Origin of the sequence: Paenibacillus sp. FSL E2-8871, from assembly GCF_038000345.1 — a bacterium.
GTDB lineage: Bacteria > Bacillota > Bacilli > Paenibacillales > Paenibacillaceae > Paenibacillus_AQ.
On the sequence record NZ_JBBOBV010000001.1, the window covers coordinates 693,416 to 710,183 of the forward strand.

Below are 16,768 nucleotides of genomic sequence, written 5' to 3' on the forward strand. Positions count from 1 at the left end.
TTCTGGGTTTGGCCCACCATTTAATCCAAAGAAAACCTTCGTCATCACGGAAAAATTTAATGCCTACCCAGCGTAAGGGTGTCCATAGTTCTCTAAAGTAATATGAAGGCATAGTCTATTAGACCCTCCTATATAGTCAATTAATACTATATGTTACGCTAGTTTTAATGAAACTTCAAGACAATTTTACTTATAATTACATATTATGAATCTACGAGAAGTAAATTGCTCATGTGAGCAGGACCAATAGCCCTATGTTAGTTGCATGCTTCATTTAATTCTTTTCAGCTACTTATGTCACATTCGAATTATCAAATACTAACACGCGCTCTTTGGGCGCGTGTTTTGACGTTTATTTTGAATGGAATCTAGCAATGACGCTCTATTAGTAGGGATATGCACAAGCATTTCATTATGGTCAGCATTTAATAAAAGGAGAGGAAGTGATGAAATGACGGAGACCGAGTTTATTGCGAAGATCGCAAATTTTGCTGTAAAGGACATGCAGATCAGCAAGATTCCGGCATCGCTAACGATAGCTCAAGCGGCGCTGGAATCGGGCTTTGGCAGCAGCGGATTGACTGTTAAGGCCAACAATTTGTTTGGGATTAAAGGTAGCGGACCAGCCGGTAGTATTACTGTGCAAACTACTGAATATGTTAATGGTAAAGCTGTTAAAGTAGAAGCTCTTTTTCGGGCCTATAACAACTGGGGAGAATCTGTTGCGGATCATTCCGCGTTGATTGTGAATGGTGTTTCGTGGAATCGTAATCTTTACAGCAAGGTGCTTGGTGCTAGTGGCAAGGTAGCCGCACAAGAGATTGCTGCCGCTGGTTATGCTACCGACCCAAACTATGCAGCAAAGCTAATCCAAATCATGAATACCTACAATCTGTATAAATATGATGATGAAGCCAAGGAAGGTGATGACGAAATGTCGGCAGAGGATAAACAAAGGCTGGCTAGTCTGGAAACGGAAATAAAAGAATTGCGTGCTCTTATTGTGAGCCTTACGGGTAGCAAGGATACGCTAAAAACAGGTATGCAGGAACAAGGTCAGTCGATTACTAAGCTTTCAGATCGTGTGACTTTAATTGAAGACCGAGCAGTGATGAATGTACCCCCATGGGCTGAAGCGGCAGTAAAGGCAGCGAGTGCTGCAGGGCTGCTAGATACACCGTCAGGTGGCAGTTATGACTTCTATCGCATAATAACAGTGCTGAACCGTGCAGGCTTACTTGCTTCTGGTAGTGGAAAATGAAATAAGGAGGATTAAACACCATGTATAATGATGCGCTCAACAGTGTGCTTGCCTTTGCTTCTGTGCTGGCTGTTTTCGTAATGGCACTTGTACAACTTGTGAAGAATAGCGTGCGACTTCCGCGGAATATTGTACCGGTTGTTGGATTAGCTATTGGCTTGCTGGTTGGAGCAGTGGCCTATCCGTTCACTGATATGAATCTGATCCTGCGGCTATGGGCTGGAGGGCTAGCAGGACTTTCGGCGACGGGGTTATTTGAGCTTGCTTTTAACAAAAGGGATGGAACTAAAACAGACGATAAATGATTCTGTCGTATTCATTTTTTTAAAATCAATCCTTTCTCACTGGTAAAATGACTACGCATTCTATCAAGATGACTAATATATTATGGTATGAAAAGAAAAAGGAGGTGTAACTATGGGAACCTATCTTGACGCTAGAACATCACAAAATGCCAGTCTCGCCAATTCGATAGCTATCCCGATTACAGCAATTAACACGCCACAGTTGTTTGGACAAATTGGTTTGATAACTGCAGGAGTGACTACGAACCCGCGTGTGCTGCTAAAAGGGACGATATCTGTTACTCTACCGCTGTCATTGGTGGGTATTACAGTTACGATTGTAAGAGGAACTTTGCCTACGGATCCGAAAGTGTATTCTGCTACTTCAACTTTTGGCCTTAGTATACTGGCACCGCAAGTGATAACCTTCTCGGCAGCAGACTTCTTACCTGCAATCACACCTCAACTCACTTATACTGCATTTGTTTCTTCTAGTCTTCTTGGAACAGTACGTGTGGGTCCAGAAAGCTTTGACGGAATATTAGTTTCTGATTAGACATCTTTACACTAACCTCGCGCAATTGGCGGGGTTTTATTTTTAACCGTTCGCCCAATCTTTTAATGGGGTTAATACATATCCTGTGGTGTATTCTAAAATACGGAGGAGGTCTTCACATGGGAGCTGAATTTGGTCATGTTGGTGGTGCTTTTACTTCTACAGGCGCAATCTTAGTATTATTCATCTTGTTAGTAATTATTACGAGCGCATGCATATTCTAGATATATAAAAAAGTCTGCTTCTGGCATTTATGCTGGAAGTAGGCTTTTTTTATGGTGTTATGCCGATTTAGGCTACATTAAATAACAGTCAAAAAGATACCAATCTTTCATCCGTTTTTATACTATTAATCATTGTCGTAACAATTGGAATTTTTTTATATGGTACATGCTCTATATGAGAATAGTCCATTGGAGAAGGAGCTATATATCGTTCCTAAAGGCGGTCCTTTTATGTTTGATATACTTTTTAGCAAACTTATTGCTCATGTTTGCTTTTTAGTCACATTTAAATGCAATATATAAATTGCATTATGTAATAAATATATTATAATTCGGATTATAGGGAGTGATAATAATGAAGAACAGCAAAATGAATGATGAACGAATAGTGTCTCAAAGAAGAAAAATTCAAAGTGATGCTTATCATATATTAGTGTATTGTTTGCTAATATCAATTCTGATTCAACAATTCATAATGAATGCTCCATTTGCACAATTTGCAGTCGAGGTTTTCTGTTTGATTGGTATTGGAATATATATAACTATACGGCACTTGTCTGACGGTGTTGATATTTGGGATTCCAAAAGTCACACAAACAAAAGACTGCTCCTAAACAGCATTATTTCAGGTGGGATTTGTGTATCGTTGCTTATAGTTTTGGCGGGAGAAAGAAATGTATGGAGCATTATTTTAATCTTTGTATCTTTTATAATTGTTTATTTTCTTACACACCTAGTGTTACGGAATATAAATAAAAAAAGACAACAGCAAATCGATAATGACTTAGGTAGTGATGATACAGTTGAATGAAATGCGCGGATGTTTAATAGATTCTAAAGATTGCGAGGAATCAAACCAACGAACCTACGATCTAATGGCTTCCAGACAGGACAACATTAAGCGAACCCGTCAACCTTAAGGGGTCGGCGGGTGTCTTTCATTGTCCGAAACTAGTAATTTTGTATTGGTTATTCCATTTATAATAATAACTTTTAATGTCTTTAAACATAAATTCGGGGCCCTATCTCTAGGGCCCCTTTCATGGGAGAGGAGAAACCGGACGAAGAGCTTATGGGGAAACGTAAGCCTGCTCCGCGGTTGTCTACGACATTTGTGGTGTCGATAATTACATGATGTCCCTGGAAGCCCAGTCTTATACATAAGGAAGACTTATTTATCGGAATAGTCTTGATCTTTCCATTTTTCATATCTAGACAAATTTTTTATTTCATCGCGCAAATGTGTTACGATAGGCGTGGACTTATGCCCTTTTGGGTATAACAAACAGAGACATAGAGCGGGTGATTGACGGTGAGAGTGGTATCGGGAAGTGCAAAAGGAAGACCACTAAAAAGTGTGCCGGGAAGTGGAACAAGACCTACAACCGATAAGGTGAAGGAAGCTGTATTCAGTATGATCGGTCCATATTTTGAAGGTGGAGCGGTACTGGATTTGTTCGCAGGTACAGGTGGTTTGGGTATCGAAGCTTTAAGCAGAGGGATGGAAAGTGCCGTATTTGTAGATATGGATCCCAAGAGTATTGACACCATTCGTGCCAATTTGAAAGCGACAAATCTTGAAGCGAGTGCGCAAGTGTACCGAAATGAAGCAGGAAGAGCGCTGAGTGCATTGGAGAAGCGTGGACGTGTTTTTGATTTAGTCTTTCTAGATCCTCCCTACCGATTGAAGCACGGTGATGAGCTGATGCTGTCTATGGTAGAAAAAGGAATGCTGCAAGAGGACGCAATCATTGTTCTGGAGCATGAATCAAGTTATGCCTATCCTGAGGATATCCCAGGATTTTATAGGCTGCGTCAGGCCGTATACGGAGAAACGACAATTTCTATTTATCAGTATGAAGCTAATCCTTCTGTGGAAAACGAGACTGGTGAGGAGGTAGAGAATGAGTCAGCAAATTAGAAAAGAACGTGTTGCCATCTATCCAGGCACTTTTGATCCCGTGACTATGGGACATATGGATATTATTCGGCGCGCATCCAAGCAATTCGACCGTTTAATCGTAACGGTGCTTAATAATTTGAGTAAGAACCCGCTGTTTACTGTAGAAGAGCGGACAGAGCTTTTAAGACAGGCGACAGCTGATATTCCCAATGTGGAAATCGACAGCTTTAGGGATCTATTAGTCAATTATGTTCGTCAAAAAGATGCTCAAGTCATTGTACGTGGTATTCGTACCGTAACTGACTTTGAATATGAACTGCAAAACGCATCTATCAACCATAGTCTGGATCCGGATGCGGAAACGATCTTTATGATGACTAATCCGAAATATTCCTATTTAAGCTCCAGCGTTGTAAAAGAAATTGCCCATTTTGGCGGGAATGTGTCTGACTTCGTGACGCCTGAGGTGGAACAGGCGATGAAGCTTAAATTTAATCGAGCCGATGGCGAAAAGCGCTAACGAGATATATCGTTGCGGATAATGCCAATAGGATGATTAGCAGAAGCGATTGCAGACTAAGCAACTGTGGAAAAGAGCTCCATATGGCAGTTACATTAATGGTTCTGTTTGGTATGGATTGTGAATCAGCGAGCGCAGGCAAGGCAGCCTCACTTATTACTAAAAGTGGTTTCCATAGTAGCAGTGTTAATAAAAAAGCATAAACGCCATGCATCAGGCGAACGACAGCATAGGGGAGGAATCGTACATTTGCTTGTTTAAGCAACGTCAGCACCTGTAGCTGCGCGCAGAGCCCGCTCCAGCCTAGTGCAGCAGAGAGCAAGGCTAAGCCTAGTACATCTGATGCTCCGGCTCCGATGCTCGAGAGCCCTTTGCTTATAGCGTCGGCTCCTAAATGAATCTCGAGCAAGCTCGCTGGCAGAGCGGCTGGCAATGCAGGAAGTACCGTAGTAATGATATTGATGACCACGGCGAACATAATCATGTAACCGCCCACAACCATCAAATTTTGTACCGCTGTAGCTACTGATTCCCCAAGAAGTCTACCGAAGCTTCGGCCATCTCTTGATCTGGCTTCAGTGGCTGCAAGTTGGACACGACTATATAAAGAAGGTCGTTTGGTATTCGTGCTTTCTTTTACAGAAGGCTGCGGATTGTCTAGCCGGCCATTTAAAAGAGCGTCTGTATAACTGGCCAAAAGTCCTGAAACCCAGTGGATAGCAAGTAGAAAGTAACCTGCTGTAGGACTATGTAGGAAAGCTACACCAATCACAATGAGCAGGGTTACTGGACTGGCGAAATGCGTAAGTGAAGCAAGACGAGCGGCTTCCTTGTCCGAAATGCTGCCCTGCTTATGAAGCTGCATTACACCTCCAGCCCCGCCGGGGAATCCAGCAGTGATTCCAAGCGCCAAAGTCCAACCACTCGCACCAGGCAGTCGAAAGACCTTTTTCATCAATGGTTCCAGGAGCACTCCGAAACCATGTACGAAGCCCGAAGCGGTTAGCATCTCAGACAGCATCAAGAAGGGTAGAAGTGCAGGGAATACGAGTGTCCACCAGAGCTTTAACCCTTGGAGAGAAGCCTCGAAAGAGCTTTCTGGTGAGATGATGATGGCAATGGCTAACAGGATTGCGATCACCCCAGATAAAAAAGGTGTGGAGCGACTAGCTAGCCGGCGTATTTTAATATTGTTCATTTCTAGAATCACCTCTTCATAACTTAAGGCATAGCGGATGTGTTATCAATTTATGCAGAGTAGACAACCATCATGCCAAACCACTAGTCGAAGCGGTAATGAAGTTCAAACATTCATATCCTAAATGTGCCGTGGGAAAGAAGGGAAGAGTAGTGAAGCAGTTGAAGCATCGGCCGGGATTCCGTGCCACAGCTTACCTCTTTACGTTTGTAGTTATCGTGTATGTATTTGTTTTTATGAACACCCCTTACATCGTATATCAACCGGGTAGTGCCTCTGAAGTTGCCCCTATGATTAAAGTGGAAAATGCTGATCCAGCTGAGGAAGGAACCTTCATGATGACTACAGTATCTGCTAGTTACGCTAATGTGGCGTTGCTGGTCGCCTCTGTTTTTAACTCCAATTCAGAGGTTGTGCGGAAAGAAACACGGTTAGGAGATAAGTCTGAAGATGAGTATGCTGCGGAGCAGGTTTTTTATATGAACAGCTCGCAATCTTACTCCGTTCAGGCGGCCTATCATGCTGCAGGAATTCCGTATGAGGATATTGTGGATTATTTGTATGTTTTTTCAGTTCCGGTTGCCAGTAATAAAGGACAATTCCAGCCGGGTGACAGAATCATAAGTGTAGAAGGCCAGAAGATACCCGATCCGGAAGCACTTTCAGCTTTACTTTCAACAAAAAAAATCGGTGATCAGGTCGCTGTTGTTTTACAAAGAAACGGTAAGGAAGTAAAGGAACAAGTGACACTTGTCGAGATCAAAGATAAAGAAGGTACTGCAGTTCGACCTGGTTTTGGAGTCACTATAGCCGCAGTTCAAAAGGTAAAACCTAAAGAACAAGGCAAAGCGGTCAGCTTTGTGGATACGAATGTTGGCGGTCCTTCTGCAGGTCTGATGTTCACTATGGAGATTTACAACCGGCTTACGCCTGGTGATTTAACCAAAGGTCATAGGGTTGCAGGAACGGGCACGATCGACGCTGAGGGTGTGGTAGGTGCTATCGGTGGAGTGAAGCATAAGATTGTTGCAGCGGATCGAGAAGGGGCGGAGATTTTTTTCGTTCCTGTTAAGAATTACGACGAAGCCAAAACGAAAGCTGATAAAATCGGCACATCTATGAAGTTGGTACCCATATCGACACTGGATGAAGCACTGAAGTATATGGAGGAACTACCGGTCAAACCATGACCGGAGGTTCCAAATAATCGCGATAGATATCGGTTCTGTGAGGTTCTCGAAAAGCTCCTGCGAAAGCAGACGCGGCTTGAAGGTCTCGTTCAAGTTGTGGATGGGAGCACAGTGACGGCCGCATGACGATGGGTAAGGTTGCTTTTTGTTTCATCTCTTTAAGGAGAGCTCGTCCGCTTTCTCTAAAACCAAGGATTCGAATATATCCGGGCCCCTCCGCTAGTACAGAAGGGGTCATTTCTTCCTTTGTATGATTTAGCAAAATGTGTAGTAGTAGACGTTGCAGTCGTGTGTGCGTATAACGCTTGCTCTTAAGGGCTTGAAGCAAACCCGAGACAGAGAATTGTTCAAGATCGGGCATAAGTCGAAGGATTCTATTCTCCAAGCCTTCATTCATGTCTTGGATGGTTCGTAGCTCGGCAGCGGTACGTGTAGAGAGTAAGTGACGGAGGGGACCTCGGAAATGCTCCAATTCCAGAGGACCCCTACCTGCTGCATGCTCTCTTTCTAATATGGACACGCTATATTCCGGCATGTATGCTGCTGGAGAGCCGCCTTCTTGCAGCAGCTTGCGAATAGCAGTGGCGCTTGCGATCGATGAGCCAACTTGCAAAGGATCGTGGAATCCGGCTGCTGTTCGCGGAACGGTTAGCGGTTTTATCTTACTATTCAGCCGCTGCAAGGCGATGAGATAATGCAAGCCAAGGCTGTTATTCGGCTGGCGCAGCAGCTCGCCAGCATCGCCGGGACTCTCCTCTTCATGGAGAGTTCCTTCAAAGGCCACCGCCGCCGCTGCGCTGTATGCGGCGGGGAAGCTCGCTCCGAGCGCCATGCGGCGGCGGATCTCGCTCTGAAGTTCGTTGCTTTCCTCTGCCAGATACTTGGCCAGAGGAAGCAGCGAACCCAAAGTGCCGGCTTCGGAGCCGAAGCACAAGCTGTCCACGACTCCGGTCGCTTCCAGCAGTGCAACTGCTCCGAAGGCGAACCATTCTGCCGGCTGTACAGCATAGGCCACCGGCAGCTCAATGACGAGGTCGGCGCCCATTCGTAGCGCCATCTCTGTCCGGGCTTGCTTGCTTACCGCCGCCGGCTCGCCGCGCTGAGTAAAGGGACCGCTCATGATGACAATGACGCGCTCAGCGCCAGATAGCCTTTTGGCTTCGGTGAAGTGATGGACATGTCCGTTATGTAATGGATTGTATTCTGCTATTATTCCAACTGTTGTCACTGCTGCTTCCCTCCGTATGTAACCATTATTTAAAATATAAGAAGGTACAAGTTATGCACCTATCCTATATGCTTGTAGAGATTAGTAGGATTAATATTTAGAAACTCAGTTCGCATATGCTGTCATTTTGATTTACACTAATAGTTATATCATAATTCTCTCCAATTCCTGAAACAATATAAAGGGAAAATGGTTGACAAAGGTATATAATACTAGGTATAATAAATTTTGTTTGTTTGGGAGTGATAAGTTATGCAGATTCACTTTCGCAAATTAGCGAATGCCGACGAACCGTTACATATTCACGATGTTGTGGATGTCAGCGAGGTAGTCAAAGGGCGCAAGGATATTCTAGCTGTTGCTCCGCTCTCAGTGGACCTTAAAGCGCTGCCCGCGGGAACCGATTGTGTGAACGTGGTGGGAAAACTGAGTGGAGATGTGGACATGTTATGTTCACGTTGTCTCACGGAGGTCAAAAGTGATTTGAACATTCCTTTTGCTGAGACTTTCAAGTGGCTTAAGCAGCCAGTTCTTCCAGATGATGACGAAGATGAGGAACTCATTTACGTCAAGGATGAGGTTGTGGATCTTATTCCTTATGTGGAAGAAAATTTCGTACTGCACTTACCGGATTCGGTATTGTGCAAGGCAGACTGTCTTGGTCTTTGTCAGAAATGCGGACAGAACTTGAACGAAGGCACCTGCAGTTGCGACAACACAGTGATCGATCCTCGACTCGCTGGGTTGAAAGACTTTTTCAAATGAAACATTACAACAAAACACATTCTGCTCTGAGGAGCAGGCTGACAGAAATATCACAAGGAGGTGGAACACATGGCAGTACCACAACGTAGAACGTCTAAAACACGCCGTGACAAACGTCGCACCCACTTTAAGTTGGTTGTGCCGGGCATGGTGAAATGCGAACAATGCGGAGAGTTGAAATTGGCTCACCACGTATGTAAAGTTTGCGGAACTTACAAAGCAAGAGAAATCATCAAACAATAGTTTCGGAATAAATAGTACTTCACTATCGGTGAAGTACTATTTTTTTTGAAATATAAGAATATATAAGTTTTACGCTATACATTATCCTTATATTTTTTGCACAAACGCTTACCGTCTATTAGGGACGCTGAGGCGTTTATGCTTATCCAAACATAAGTCGCCCAGAAGTCAATGCTTTATTTTTGGTGCGGCATGCTTTATACTACATATTAGTACCTGGTTCTAAATAATGTTTAAGGTTATTTGACCTAATATAACAGCGGCCATTCAAGCGGCCGAATGCTTTCTTTAAAATATAAGAAAGTATAAGTTATGCACCTATACTTGATGTCTTATATTTCTCGCTTAAACGCTTATCGTCCATAAGGACGCCGAAAGCGTTTATGCTTGGCACGTGCCAGGAGGTGAGCCGCAATCGAGCGGATGTCCAAGAAAGAACGTCAGCAACAGCTGCTACATATAATCGCAGGTAATCCTTTTGTAACGGATCGGGAGTTGACTCGTCAGCTAAAAGTTAGCATTCAGACGATTCGGTTAGACCGAATGGAGCTGGGGATACCGGAACTGCGTGAACGAATGAAGCAAATGGCAGAGCACTCCTATGATCAGGTGCGCTCTTTGCCTGCGGATGAAGTCATCGGAGATATTGTGGATTTACAATTGGACAAGAGTGGGATTTCGATATTTGAGATTCGCGAAGACCATGTGTTCTCTAGAAATGGGATCGCTCGTGGTCACTATGTGTTTGCTCAAGCGAACTCGCTTGCGGTTGCCGTTATCAACGATGAAATTGCTCTGACTGCTTCAGCCGATATACGTTTTGTACGCACAGTTCAGCTAGGTGAGAAGTGTATTGCCAAAGCACAGGTGCGCTCACTCGCCGGTAGGGGTGGCAAAGCAGAGGTGGACGTATTCACCTATGTCGGAGAAGAACTAGTGTTTCAGGGCCATTTTATAGTGTATCGGTCCGCAAATGATGAACACAGTGAAGGGGGTAACCATAGTGCTGATCGCCATTGATGCCATGGGCGGGGACAACGCTCCTGAATGTAATGTCGAGGGGGCGTTGTCCGCGGCCGCGGAATGGAAAGATACGCAGATTGTGCTCGTTGGTGACGAAGCCAGATTAGAGCCACTACTCAAAGACAAGCCATCTAATCTGACAATACGTCATGCAGGAGACGTCATTGGTTCTGATGAAGAGCCGGTTAAGGCAGTTCGTCGTAAAAAAGACTCATCCATGGTTGTAGCAGGACGAATGGTGCGTGAAGGTGAAGCAGATGCTATGATTTCGTCGGGTAACACGGGTGCGCTAATGACCACAGGACTCCTCGTAGTTGGTCGAATGCAGGGAATTGAACGTCCTGCACTGGCGCCTATGATTCCAACGCTTGACGATGTTGGCGTACTGGCTCTTGATCTTGGTGCTAACATGGATGCGAAGCCTGAACATCTGGTACAATATGCGCTGATGGGCAGCATTTACCGGAGCAAGGTTCATGGTATTGCTAAGCCGCGTGTGGGACTTCTGAATGTAGGGACGGAGCCTGGAAAGGGTAACGAACTGACGAAAGAAGCTTATCCGCTGCTTGAGAACTTGCCAGGCATTCATTTTATCGGTAATGTTGAGGCACGTGACGTACTGACAGGGAATTGCGATGTGCTTGTCTGCGATGGATTTGCCGGTAATATTTTGCTAAAGTCTCTTGAGGGTACGGCGGGTGCTTTGTTCTCTTTGCTCAAGGAGCAATTTAGTCGTTCTCTGAAGACTAAGCTTGGCGCGGCTATGCTGATGCCGGAGCTTAGAGCTTTAAAGGGTAAAATGGATTACAAAGAGCACGGTGGTGCACCACTACTCGGTCTTAGCGGATTGGTAGTTAAGGGCCACGGATCTTCTGACGGAAATGCAGTTAAGAATGCGGTAAGACAAGCGCGGATTGCTCTACAAGCCGATCTTGTGCCAAGTATATCCAAGGAAATTAGCGGGAAGTGAGTGACGACATGAGACAGTTGCGACCGGTTGGAATTATAGGAACTGGGAAATATGTACCTGAGAAAATATTGACAAATAGCGATCTGGAAAAAATAGTGGAGACTAACGATGAGTGGATCGTCAGTCGGACAGGCATTCGCGAGAGACATATTGCTGCGCCTCACGAGGCAACTTCTGATCTAGCGTATGAAGCAGCACTCAAGGCACTTGATTCCGCTGGAATGAAAGCCGAAGATTTGGATCTTATTATTATTGCAACAGTAACACCTGATAGTGCTTTCCCTTCTACAGCCTGTATTTTACAGGATAAACTGGGTGCTAAAGGCGCTGCGGCTTTTGACTTGTCAGCAGCCTGCTCTGGTTTTGTATACAGCTTAGCTACTGCGGTTGGCTTTATTCAGAACGGAATGTACAATAATGCACTTATTATAGGTGCGGATACTTTATCCCGCATCACAGATTATACAGATCGCAATACTTGTGTCTTGTTTGGTGATGGAGCAGGTGCAGTTATCATTGGTGAGGTTCCGGAAGGTCGTGGTTTCCAATCCTTTGATCTGGGTGCTGAAGGCTCTGGAGGGAACTTGCTTAAGCTAGAAGCCGGCGGTTCGCGCTTGCCTGCCTCTCAGCAAACCGTTGAAGATAAGAAGCATTTCATTTATATGAATGGCCGTGAAGTCTTTAAATTTGCTGTTCGTGTAATGGGCTCAGCTACAGAACGTGTGCTTACTAAAGCTGGTCTGGGTAAGGAAGATATCGATTTGTTCGTACCTCACCAAGCGAATATTCGTATCATTCAATCCGCTATGCAGCGTCTTGATTTGCCACCAGAGAAATGTGTAATCAATGTTGATAAATATGCCAATACTTCGGCTGCCTCCATTCCACTAGCGCTTGTTGAAGCGGCGGAAGAAGGACGTATGAAAGAAGGCGACACCGTCCTGATGGTTGGATTCGGCGGTGGCTTGACTTGGGGCGCATCTGTATTGATCTGGTAATAAGCTAAGACCGTTATACGGGAAGGAGTTCATACTTATGAGTAAAATTGCATTCGTCTTTCCCGGTCAGGGAGCACAAGCAGTTGGAATGGGCAAGGATGTTTATGATGCTCTTCCAAACAGCCGTGCAGTGTTCGAGAAAGGGGATGAAGTTCTCGGATTTCCACTAAGTAAGCTGATTTTTGAAGGACCGGACAGTGAGTTGAAGCAAACGGTAAACACGCAACCAGCGCTTCTTACAGCAAGCGTAGCCTATCTTGAAGCTCTACGTGAACAAGGATTGAAGCCGGATTATGTTGCTGGTCATAGCCTTGGTGAATACAGTGCACTAGTAGCTGCGGGTGTGTTGTCATATGAAGATGCTGTAACACTTGTACGCTTGAGAGGCCGTTTCATGGAAGAAGCTGTTCCAGGAGGACAAGGTGCAATGGCTGCAGTGCTTGGCGCAGAACGTGAAGCGCTGGCAGCATTATGCCAAACTATTTCTGAAGAGAATGGTGTTGTAGAACTGGCTAACGTTAACTGTCCAGGTCAGATCGTTGTTTCCGGATCTCAGGAAGGCGTTAATGGTGTTGTGCAGCGTGTTAAAGAAGCTGGTGGCAAGCGGGCAATTCCGCTAGAAGTAAGTGGACCTTTTCACTCTTCTATGATGAGAGCTGCTGCAGATCGTTTGGCAGAAGAGTTGAAGAAAGTAACCTTCAACACTCCAAATGTACCTGTCATCGTTAACGTCACTGCATCACCGGTAACAGATCCCGAAGAAATTCGCGAACTGCTTGTTCGTCAGGTGTATTCTCCTGTGCTTTGGCAAGACAGTATTGAATGGTTGATTGCGGATGGTGTTGACACTTTTGTTGAGATTGGTTCTGGCAGTGTTCTGGCAGGTCTGATCCGCAAAATAGATAAAACAGTCAAAGTAATCAACATTAATACACTTGAAAGTGTCCAAACTGTTTTGTAAGAAATGGTTTAACATTTTGACAACAGCATCATGATTGAAAGGGGATTAGACTATGTTCTCAGCATTGCGGGGCCAAACGGCCCTTGTAACTGGCGGCTCACGTGGCATTGGTCGTAGTATCGCGCTTGCTCTTGCAGAACACGGTGTAAAGGTGGCCGTGAACTATGCTGGAAGTGAAGCGGCGGCACAGGAGACTGTGGCCCGTATTGTCGAGCTTGGCTCGGAGGGTATTGCACTCCGTGGAGATGTCGGCAATAGTGAACAGGCCGAGAGCCTTGTGAAAGAGGTTCTTAATACCTGGGGACGTATTGACATTGTTGTCAATAATGCCGGCATTACTAGGGACAACCTGATTATGCGCATGAAAGAGGAAGAGTTCGATCAAGTGATTGAGACGAATCTGAAAGGTGTGTTTAATTGCCTTAAGGCAGCAACACGTCCGATGATGAAACAGCGCTATGGCCGAATCATTAATATTTCCTCGGTTGTGGGCGTGACAGGTAACCCTGGTCAGGCTAATTACTCTGCAGCTAAGGCTGGTGTCATCGGTTTAACGAAGGCATCGGCTCGTGAGCTTTCTTCGCGGGGCATCACCGTCAACTGTATTGCTCCTGGGTTTATTGATACAGATATGACACGTGAGCTCTCTGAAGAAGTTCGCAGTGAGCTAGAGAAGGGCATTCCACTAGCTCGCCTTGGGCGTCCGGAAGAAGTAGCTATGACAGTTGTTTTCTTAGCTTCTGAAGGCGCCGCTTATATGACCGGCCAGACACTACACGTGGATGGCGGGATGTATATGTAATTCTCCTTTGAAAATATAAGAAAAGTATAAGTTTCACACTATACTTTATCTTTATATTTCTTGCTTAAACACTTACCGTCCTTATAAGGACGCCGAAAGCGTTTATGCTTGGGAGAAATTACGCTGTTTTAAAGATGAAATGTGAGGGATCAGGAAAGCGTTTTTTGCGGTCTATGGTATTTTGACCTCATATCTCGTATAATACCAAAAGAGGAGGTGAACCGGATGTCCGATGTATTAGAGCGTGTAAAACGCATTGTCATCGACCGCTTAGGTGCCGATGAAGCTGAGGTAACATTAGAAGCGTCTTTCAAAGATGATTTAGGTGCTGATTCTCTTGATGTAGTAGAATTGGTTATGGAATTGGAAGATGAATTCGACATGGAAATCTCTGATGAAGATGCAGAGACGATTACGACCGTGGGTGAAGTTGTGAAGTACATACAATCTCATACCTAGAGTCATATGATTGAGAGTCCCGTTCCAACTTGGGCGGGGCTTCTCCTCATTTATACAGCATTAAAGTTGTATTACAGGTTGCCATGTGCAGCTTCATAGGGATTATAACAGAACCGCAGAAGCTTTAATGATGCGGTGATCGCTGTTCATATAGTAATAATTTGCAGTATATAAGTACTGAATATAATGTATACAGCCTATAGATGGGGTGATTGTGTTTGAGTCATAGAGTGGTTGTAACCGGGATGGGCGTAATTACGTCACTGGGGAAAGACTTGGAGACGTTCTGGGATAATCTGATGAGCGGTAAATCAGGTGTATCGATGGTTGAAGCGTTTGATGTCAGTGAATACACTACGCAAATTGCTTCATCAGTTAAAGACTTTGATCCGGAGGCTCTTTTTGGCCGCAAGGAAGCCCGCAAAATGGACCGTTTTGTACAATTTGCAGTGGCTGCTGGTGAAGATGCATTGAGAGACAGTGGACTTAAGATCGGTGAAGATATCGATGCTGAACGGATCGGTGTATCTGTTGGTTCGGGTATCGGTGGTCTTGGTACTTGGGAAGACAATCATAATCTGTTGCTTGAAAAAGGGCCAAAACGGGTTAGCCCGTTCTTTATCCCGATGATGATCGCTAACATGGGTTCTGGGCAGCTGTCCATTAACCTCGGTGCAAAGGGACCGAATACGACTACAGTGACAGCCTGTGCTACAGGAAGTCATTCCATTGGGGAATCGTTCCGTCTGATTCAACGTGGAGACGCGGATGCTATGATCTGCGGTGGTTCGGAAGCGACCATTCGTCCAACAGGAATGGCAGGATTCTGTGCAATGAGAGCGATGTCCACTCGTAATGATGAGCCGGAGAAGGCTAGTCGGCCATTTGATGTAGATCGCGATGGTTTCGTTATGGGAGAGGGCGCTGGGATCTTGATTCTGGAATCCCTTGAACATGCTGAGAAACGTGGAGCGAAGATTTATGCTGAGGTAATCGGCTATGGTCTAAGCGCTGATGCTCACCATATGACTGAACCGGATCCAGATGGTGCAGCACGCTGCATGAAGATGGCAATCCGTGATGCTGGTATCTCTCCTGAAGATATTGATTACATCAACGCACATGGTACTTCAACGCCTGTAGGAGATCGATCAGAAACGGCTGCTGTTAAGAAAGCATTAGGTGAACATGCCTATAAAGTAGCTATTAGCTCAACGAAATCCATGACAGGTCATCTTCTAGGTGCTGCTGGTGGAGTAGAAGCTATTATCTGCGGACTCTCTTTGCAAAAGGGCATGATTGCTCCAACGATTAATTTGGACAACCAGGATCCGGAATGTGATTTGGATTATGTACCTAATGTTCCACGTAAAGCGGATCTTGATATTATAATGTCGAATTCGTTTGGATTCGGGGGACATAACGCAACAGTTATTCTAAAAAAATATAATCAGTAAGGGGACAGCGCGGTGAAAGGAGAACTGAAGCAGTTACAACAGCAACTTCAAATCCAATTTCACGATTCTGTGCTTCTGAAGCAGGCCTTTACCCATGCATCTTATGTGAATGAACACCGTTTCAATCAGCATCAGGACAATGAGCGTCTCGAATTTCTAGGGGATGCTGTACTGGAGCTGACGGTTTCTGAATATTTGTACAATCTGTTGCCAGATCGACCTGAAGGGGAACTGACCAAGCTACGTGCCGCTATCGTATGCGAGCCTTCGCTGGTTAAGTTCGCTGAGAGTTTAGGTTTTGGCCGTTATGTACTGCTGGGAAAAGGGGAAGAACTTACGGGCGGACGTACTCGCCCGGCCCTGCTGGCTGATGTGTTCGAATCCTTCGTGGGAGCGCTTTATCTTGACCAAGGGCTGGAAAATGTACGGTCTTTTCTTGATAATCACGTATTTCCACTTGTGGAGACGGATGGGAAACTGCAAATGCAGATGACTGATTATAAGACGGAACTGCAAGAGCTAATTCAGCAGCACAATATGGGTACGTTGGAATATCGGATCATTGAAGAACGGGGACCCGCGCATGAGCGTGAATTCGTCTCTGAAGTGTTAATGACTAACCGTTCACTTGGTAAAGGGAGCGGCCGCTCGAAAAAGGAAGCAGAGCAGCAGGCTGCAGCAGCTGCACTGTTGCATCTGAAAGAAGATGGTGCCTGAATTTTGCAT

The 16,768-nt window shown here is 45.0% G+C and carries 20 protein-coding genes; 18 read left to right on the forward strand and 2 right to left on the reverse strand.

The window, feature by feature from the left end; translation table 11 throughout:
- The first annotated feature begins 451 nt into the window (after positions 1 to 451).
- From NYE25_RS03210 to coaD, 7 genes are all read left to right on the forward strand, one after another.
- Positions 452 to 1,261, forward strand: coding sequence for a glycoside hydrolase family 73 protein (locus NYE25_RS03210; protein WP_341145098.1), 810 nt, complete (start codon positions 452 to 454; stop codon positions 1,259 to 1,261).
- 20 nt (positions 1,262 to 1,281) lie between these two features.
- Positions 1,282 to 1,566, forward strand: a complete 285-nt coding sequence (locus tag NYE25_RS03215; protein ID WP_339247685.1) for a holin — start codon at positions 1,282 to 1,284, stop codon at positions 1,564 to 1,566.
- 112 nt (positions 1,567 to 1,678) lie between these two features.
- Entirely contained in the window at positions 1,679 to 2,101 is a 423-nt protein-coding gene (locus NYE25_RS03220; RefSeq protein WP_076282783.1) for a hypothetical protein, read from the forward strand.
- Between the two features lie 119 nt (positions 2,102 to 2,220).
- Entirely contained in the window at positions 2,221 to 2,325 is a 105-nt protein-coding gene (locus NYE25_RS03225; RefSeq protein ID WP_081389784.1) for a sporulation protein YjcZ, read from the forward strand.
- 355 nt (positions 2,326 to 2,680) lie between these two features.
- Positions 2,681 to 3,136: a DUF6773 family protein gene (locus NYE25_RS03230; RefSeq protein WP_341145099.1), complete on the forward strand. Its 456-nt coding sequence runs from the start codon at positions 2,681 to 2,683 to the stop codon at positions 3,134 to 3,136.
- 501 nt (positions 3,137 to 3,637) lie between these two features.
- A complete protein-coding gene (rsmD, locus tag NYE25_RS03235) occupies positions 3,638 to 4,246 on the forward strand; it encodes a 16S rRNA (guanine(966)-N(2))-methyltransferase RsmD (protein ID WP_341145100.1) in 609 nt (202 codons plus the stop codon).
- A complete protein-coding gene (coaD, locus tag NYE25_RS03240; RefSeq protein WP_076282781.1) occupies positions 4,230 to 4,748 on the forward strand; it encodes a pantetheine-phosphate adenylyltransferase in 519 nt (172 codons plus the stop codon). Before rsmD ends, coaD begins: the two co-directional genes overlap by 17 nt.
- Here the strand turns inward: coaD and NYE25_RS03245 are convergent.
- The gene (locus tag NYE25_RS03245; RefSeq protein WP_341145101.1) at positions 4,720 to 5,946 is read right to left on the reverse strand and encodes a nucleoside recognition domain-containing protein; all 1,227 of its coding nucleotides are present in this window, start codon (positions 5,944 to 5,946) and stop codon (positions 4,720 to 4,722) included. The genes coaD and NYE25_RS03245 overlap by 29 nt on opposite strands.
- 152 nt (positions 5,947 to 6,098) lie before the next feature.
- Between NYE25_RS03245 and NYE25_RS03250 the strand changes: the two genes are divergently transcribed.
- Complete coding sequence (locus NYE25_RS03250) at positions 6,099 to 7,136, forward strand: SepM family pheromone-processing serine protease (RefSeq protein ID WP_341145102.1); 1,038 nt, start codon at positions 6,099 to 6,101, stop codon at positions 7,134 to 7,136.
- Here the strand turns inward: NYE25_RS03250 and NYE25_RS03255 are convergent.
- Positions 7,126 to 8,364 carry a nucleotidyltransferase gene (locus tag NYE25_RS03255; protein WP_341145103.1) on the reverse strand — a complete coding sequence of 413 codons (1,239 nt, stop codon included), beginning with the start codon at positions 8,362 to 8,364 and terminating at the stop codon, positions 7,126 to 7,128. The two genes, NYE25_RS03250 and NYE25_RS03255, sit on opposite strands and share 11 nt — an antisense overlap.
- A 252-nt stretch (positions 8,365 to 8,616) precedes the next feature.
- Between NYE25_RS03255 and NYE25_RS03260 the strand changes: the two genes are divergently transcribed.
- The 10 genes from NYE25_RS03260 to rnc all read left to right on the forward strand — a co-directional run bounded on the left by NYE25_RS03260 (position 8,617) and on the right by rnc (position 16,759).
- Positions 8,617 to 9,129, forward strand: a complete 513-nt coding sequence (locus NYE25_RS03260; RefSeq protein WP_042187699.1) for a YceD family protein — start codon at positions 8,617 to 8,619, stop codon at positions 9,127 to 9,129.
- Positions 9,130 to 9,198: 69 nt separating this feature from the next.
- Entirely contained in the window at positions 9,199 to 9,372 is a 174-nt protein-coding gene (gene rpmF, locus NYE25_RS03265) for a 50S ribosomal protein L32 (protein WP_019911234.1), read from the forward strand.
- A gap of 423 nt (positions 9,373 to 9,795) precedes the next feature.
- Positions 9,796 to 10,392, forward strand: coding sequence for a transcription factor FapR (gene fapR, locus NYE25_RS03270; protein ID WP_042127208.1), 597 nt, complete (start codon positions 9,796 to 9,798; stop codon positions 10,390 to 10,392).
- Complete coding sequence (gene plsX, locus NYE25_RS03275) at positions 10,376 to 11,365, forward strand: phosphate acyltransferase PlsX (protein WP_042187701.1); 990 nt, start codon at positions 10,376 to 10,378, stop codon at positions 11,363 to 11,365. The genes fapR and plsX overlap by 17 nt, the downstream gene beginning before the upstream one ends.
- Before the next feature lie 8 nt (positions 11,366 to 11,373).
- The gene (locus NYE25_RS03280; RefSeq protein ID WP_139328492.1) at positions 11,374 to 12,363 is read left to right on the forward strand and encodes a beta-ketoacyl-ACP synthase III; all 990 of its coding nucleotides are present in this window, start codon (positions 11,374 to 11,376) and stop codon (positions 12,361 to 12,363) included.
- A 37-nt stretch (positions 12,364 to 12,400) separates the two neighbouring features.
- Entirely contained in the window at positions 12,401 to 13,324 is a 924-nt protein-coding gene (fabD, locus tag NYE25_RS03285) for an ACP S-malonyltransferase (RefSeq protein WP_042187705.1), read from the forward strand.
- 52 nt (positions 13,325 to 13,376) lie between these two features.
- Positions 13,377 to 14,126 carry a 3-oxoacyl-[acyl-carrier-protein] reductase gene (fabG, locus tag NYE25_RS03290; RefSeq protein WP_042187706.1) on the forward strand — a complete coding sequence of 250 codons (750 nt, stop codon included), beginning with the start codon at positions 13,377 to 13,379 and terminating at the stop codon, positions 14,124 to 14,126.
- A gap of 225 nt (positions 14,127 to 14,351) precedes the next feature.
- Positions 14,352 to 14,585: an acyl carrier protein gene (locus NYE25_RS03295; protein ID WP_036686493.1), complete on the forward strand. Its 234-nt coding sequence runs from the start codon at positions 14,352 to 14,354 to the stop codon at positions 14,583 to 14,585.
- A 218-nt stretch (positions 14,586 to 14,803) separates the two neighbouring features.
- The gene (fabF, locus tag NYE25_RS03300) at positions 14,804 to 16,042 is read left to right on the forward strand and encodes a beta-ketoacyl-ACP synthase II (RefSeq protein WP_341145104.1); all 1,239 of its coding nucleotides are present in this window, start codon (positions 14,804 to 14,806) and stop codon (positions 16,040 to 16,042) included.
- 12 nt (positions 16,043 to 16,054) lie between these two features.
- A complete protein-coding gene (gene rnc / locus NYE25_RS03305) occupies positions 16,055 to 16,759 on the forward strand; it encodes a ribonuclease III (RefSeq protein WP_341145105.1) in 705 nt (234 codons plus the stop codon).
- Positions 16,760 to 16,768 lie beyond the last annotated feature (9 nt).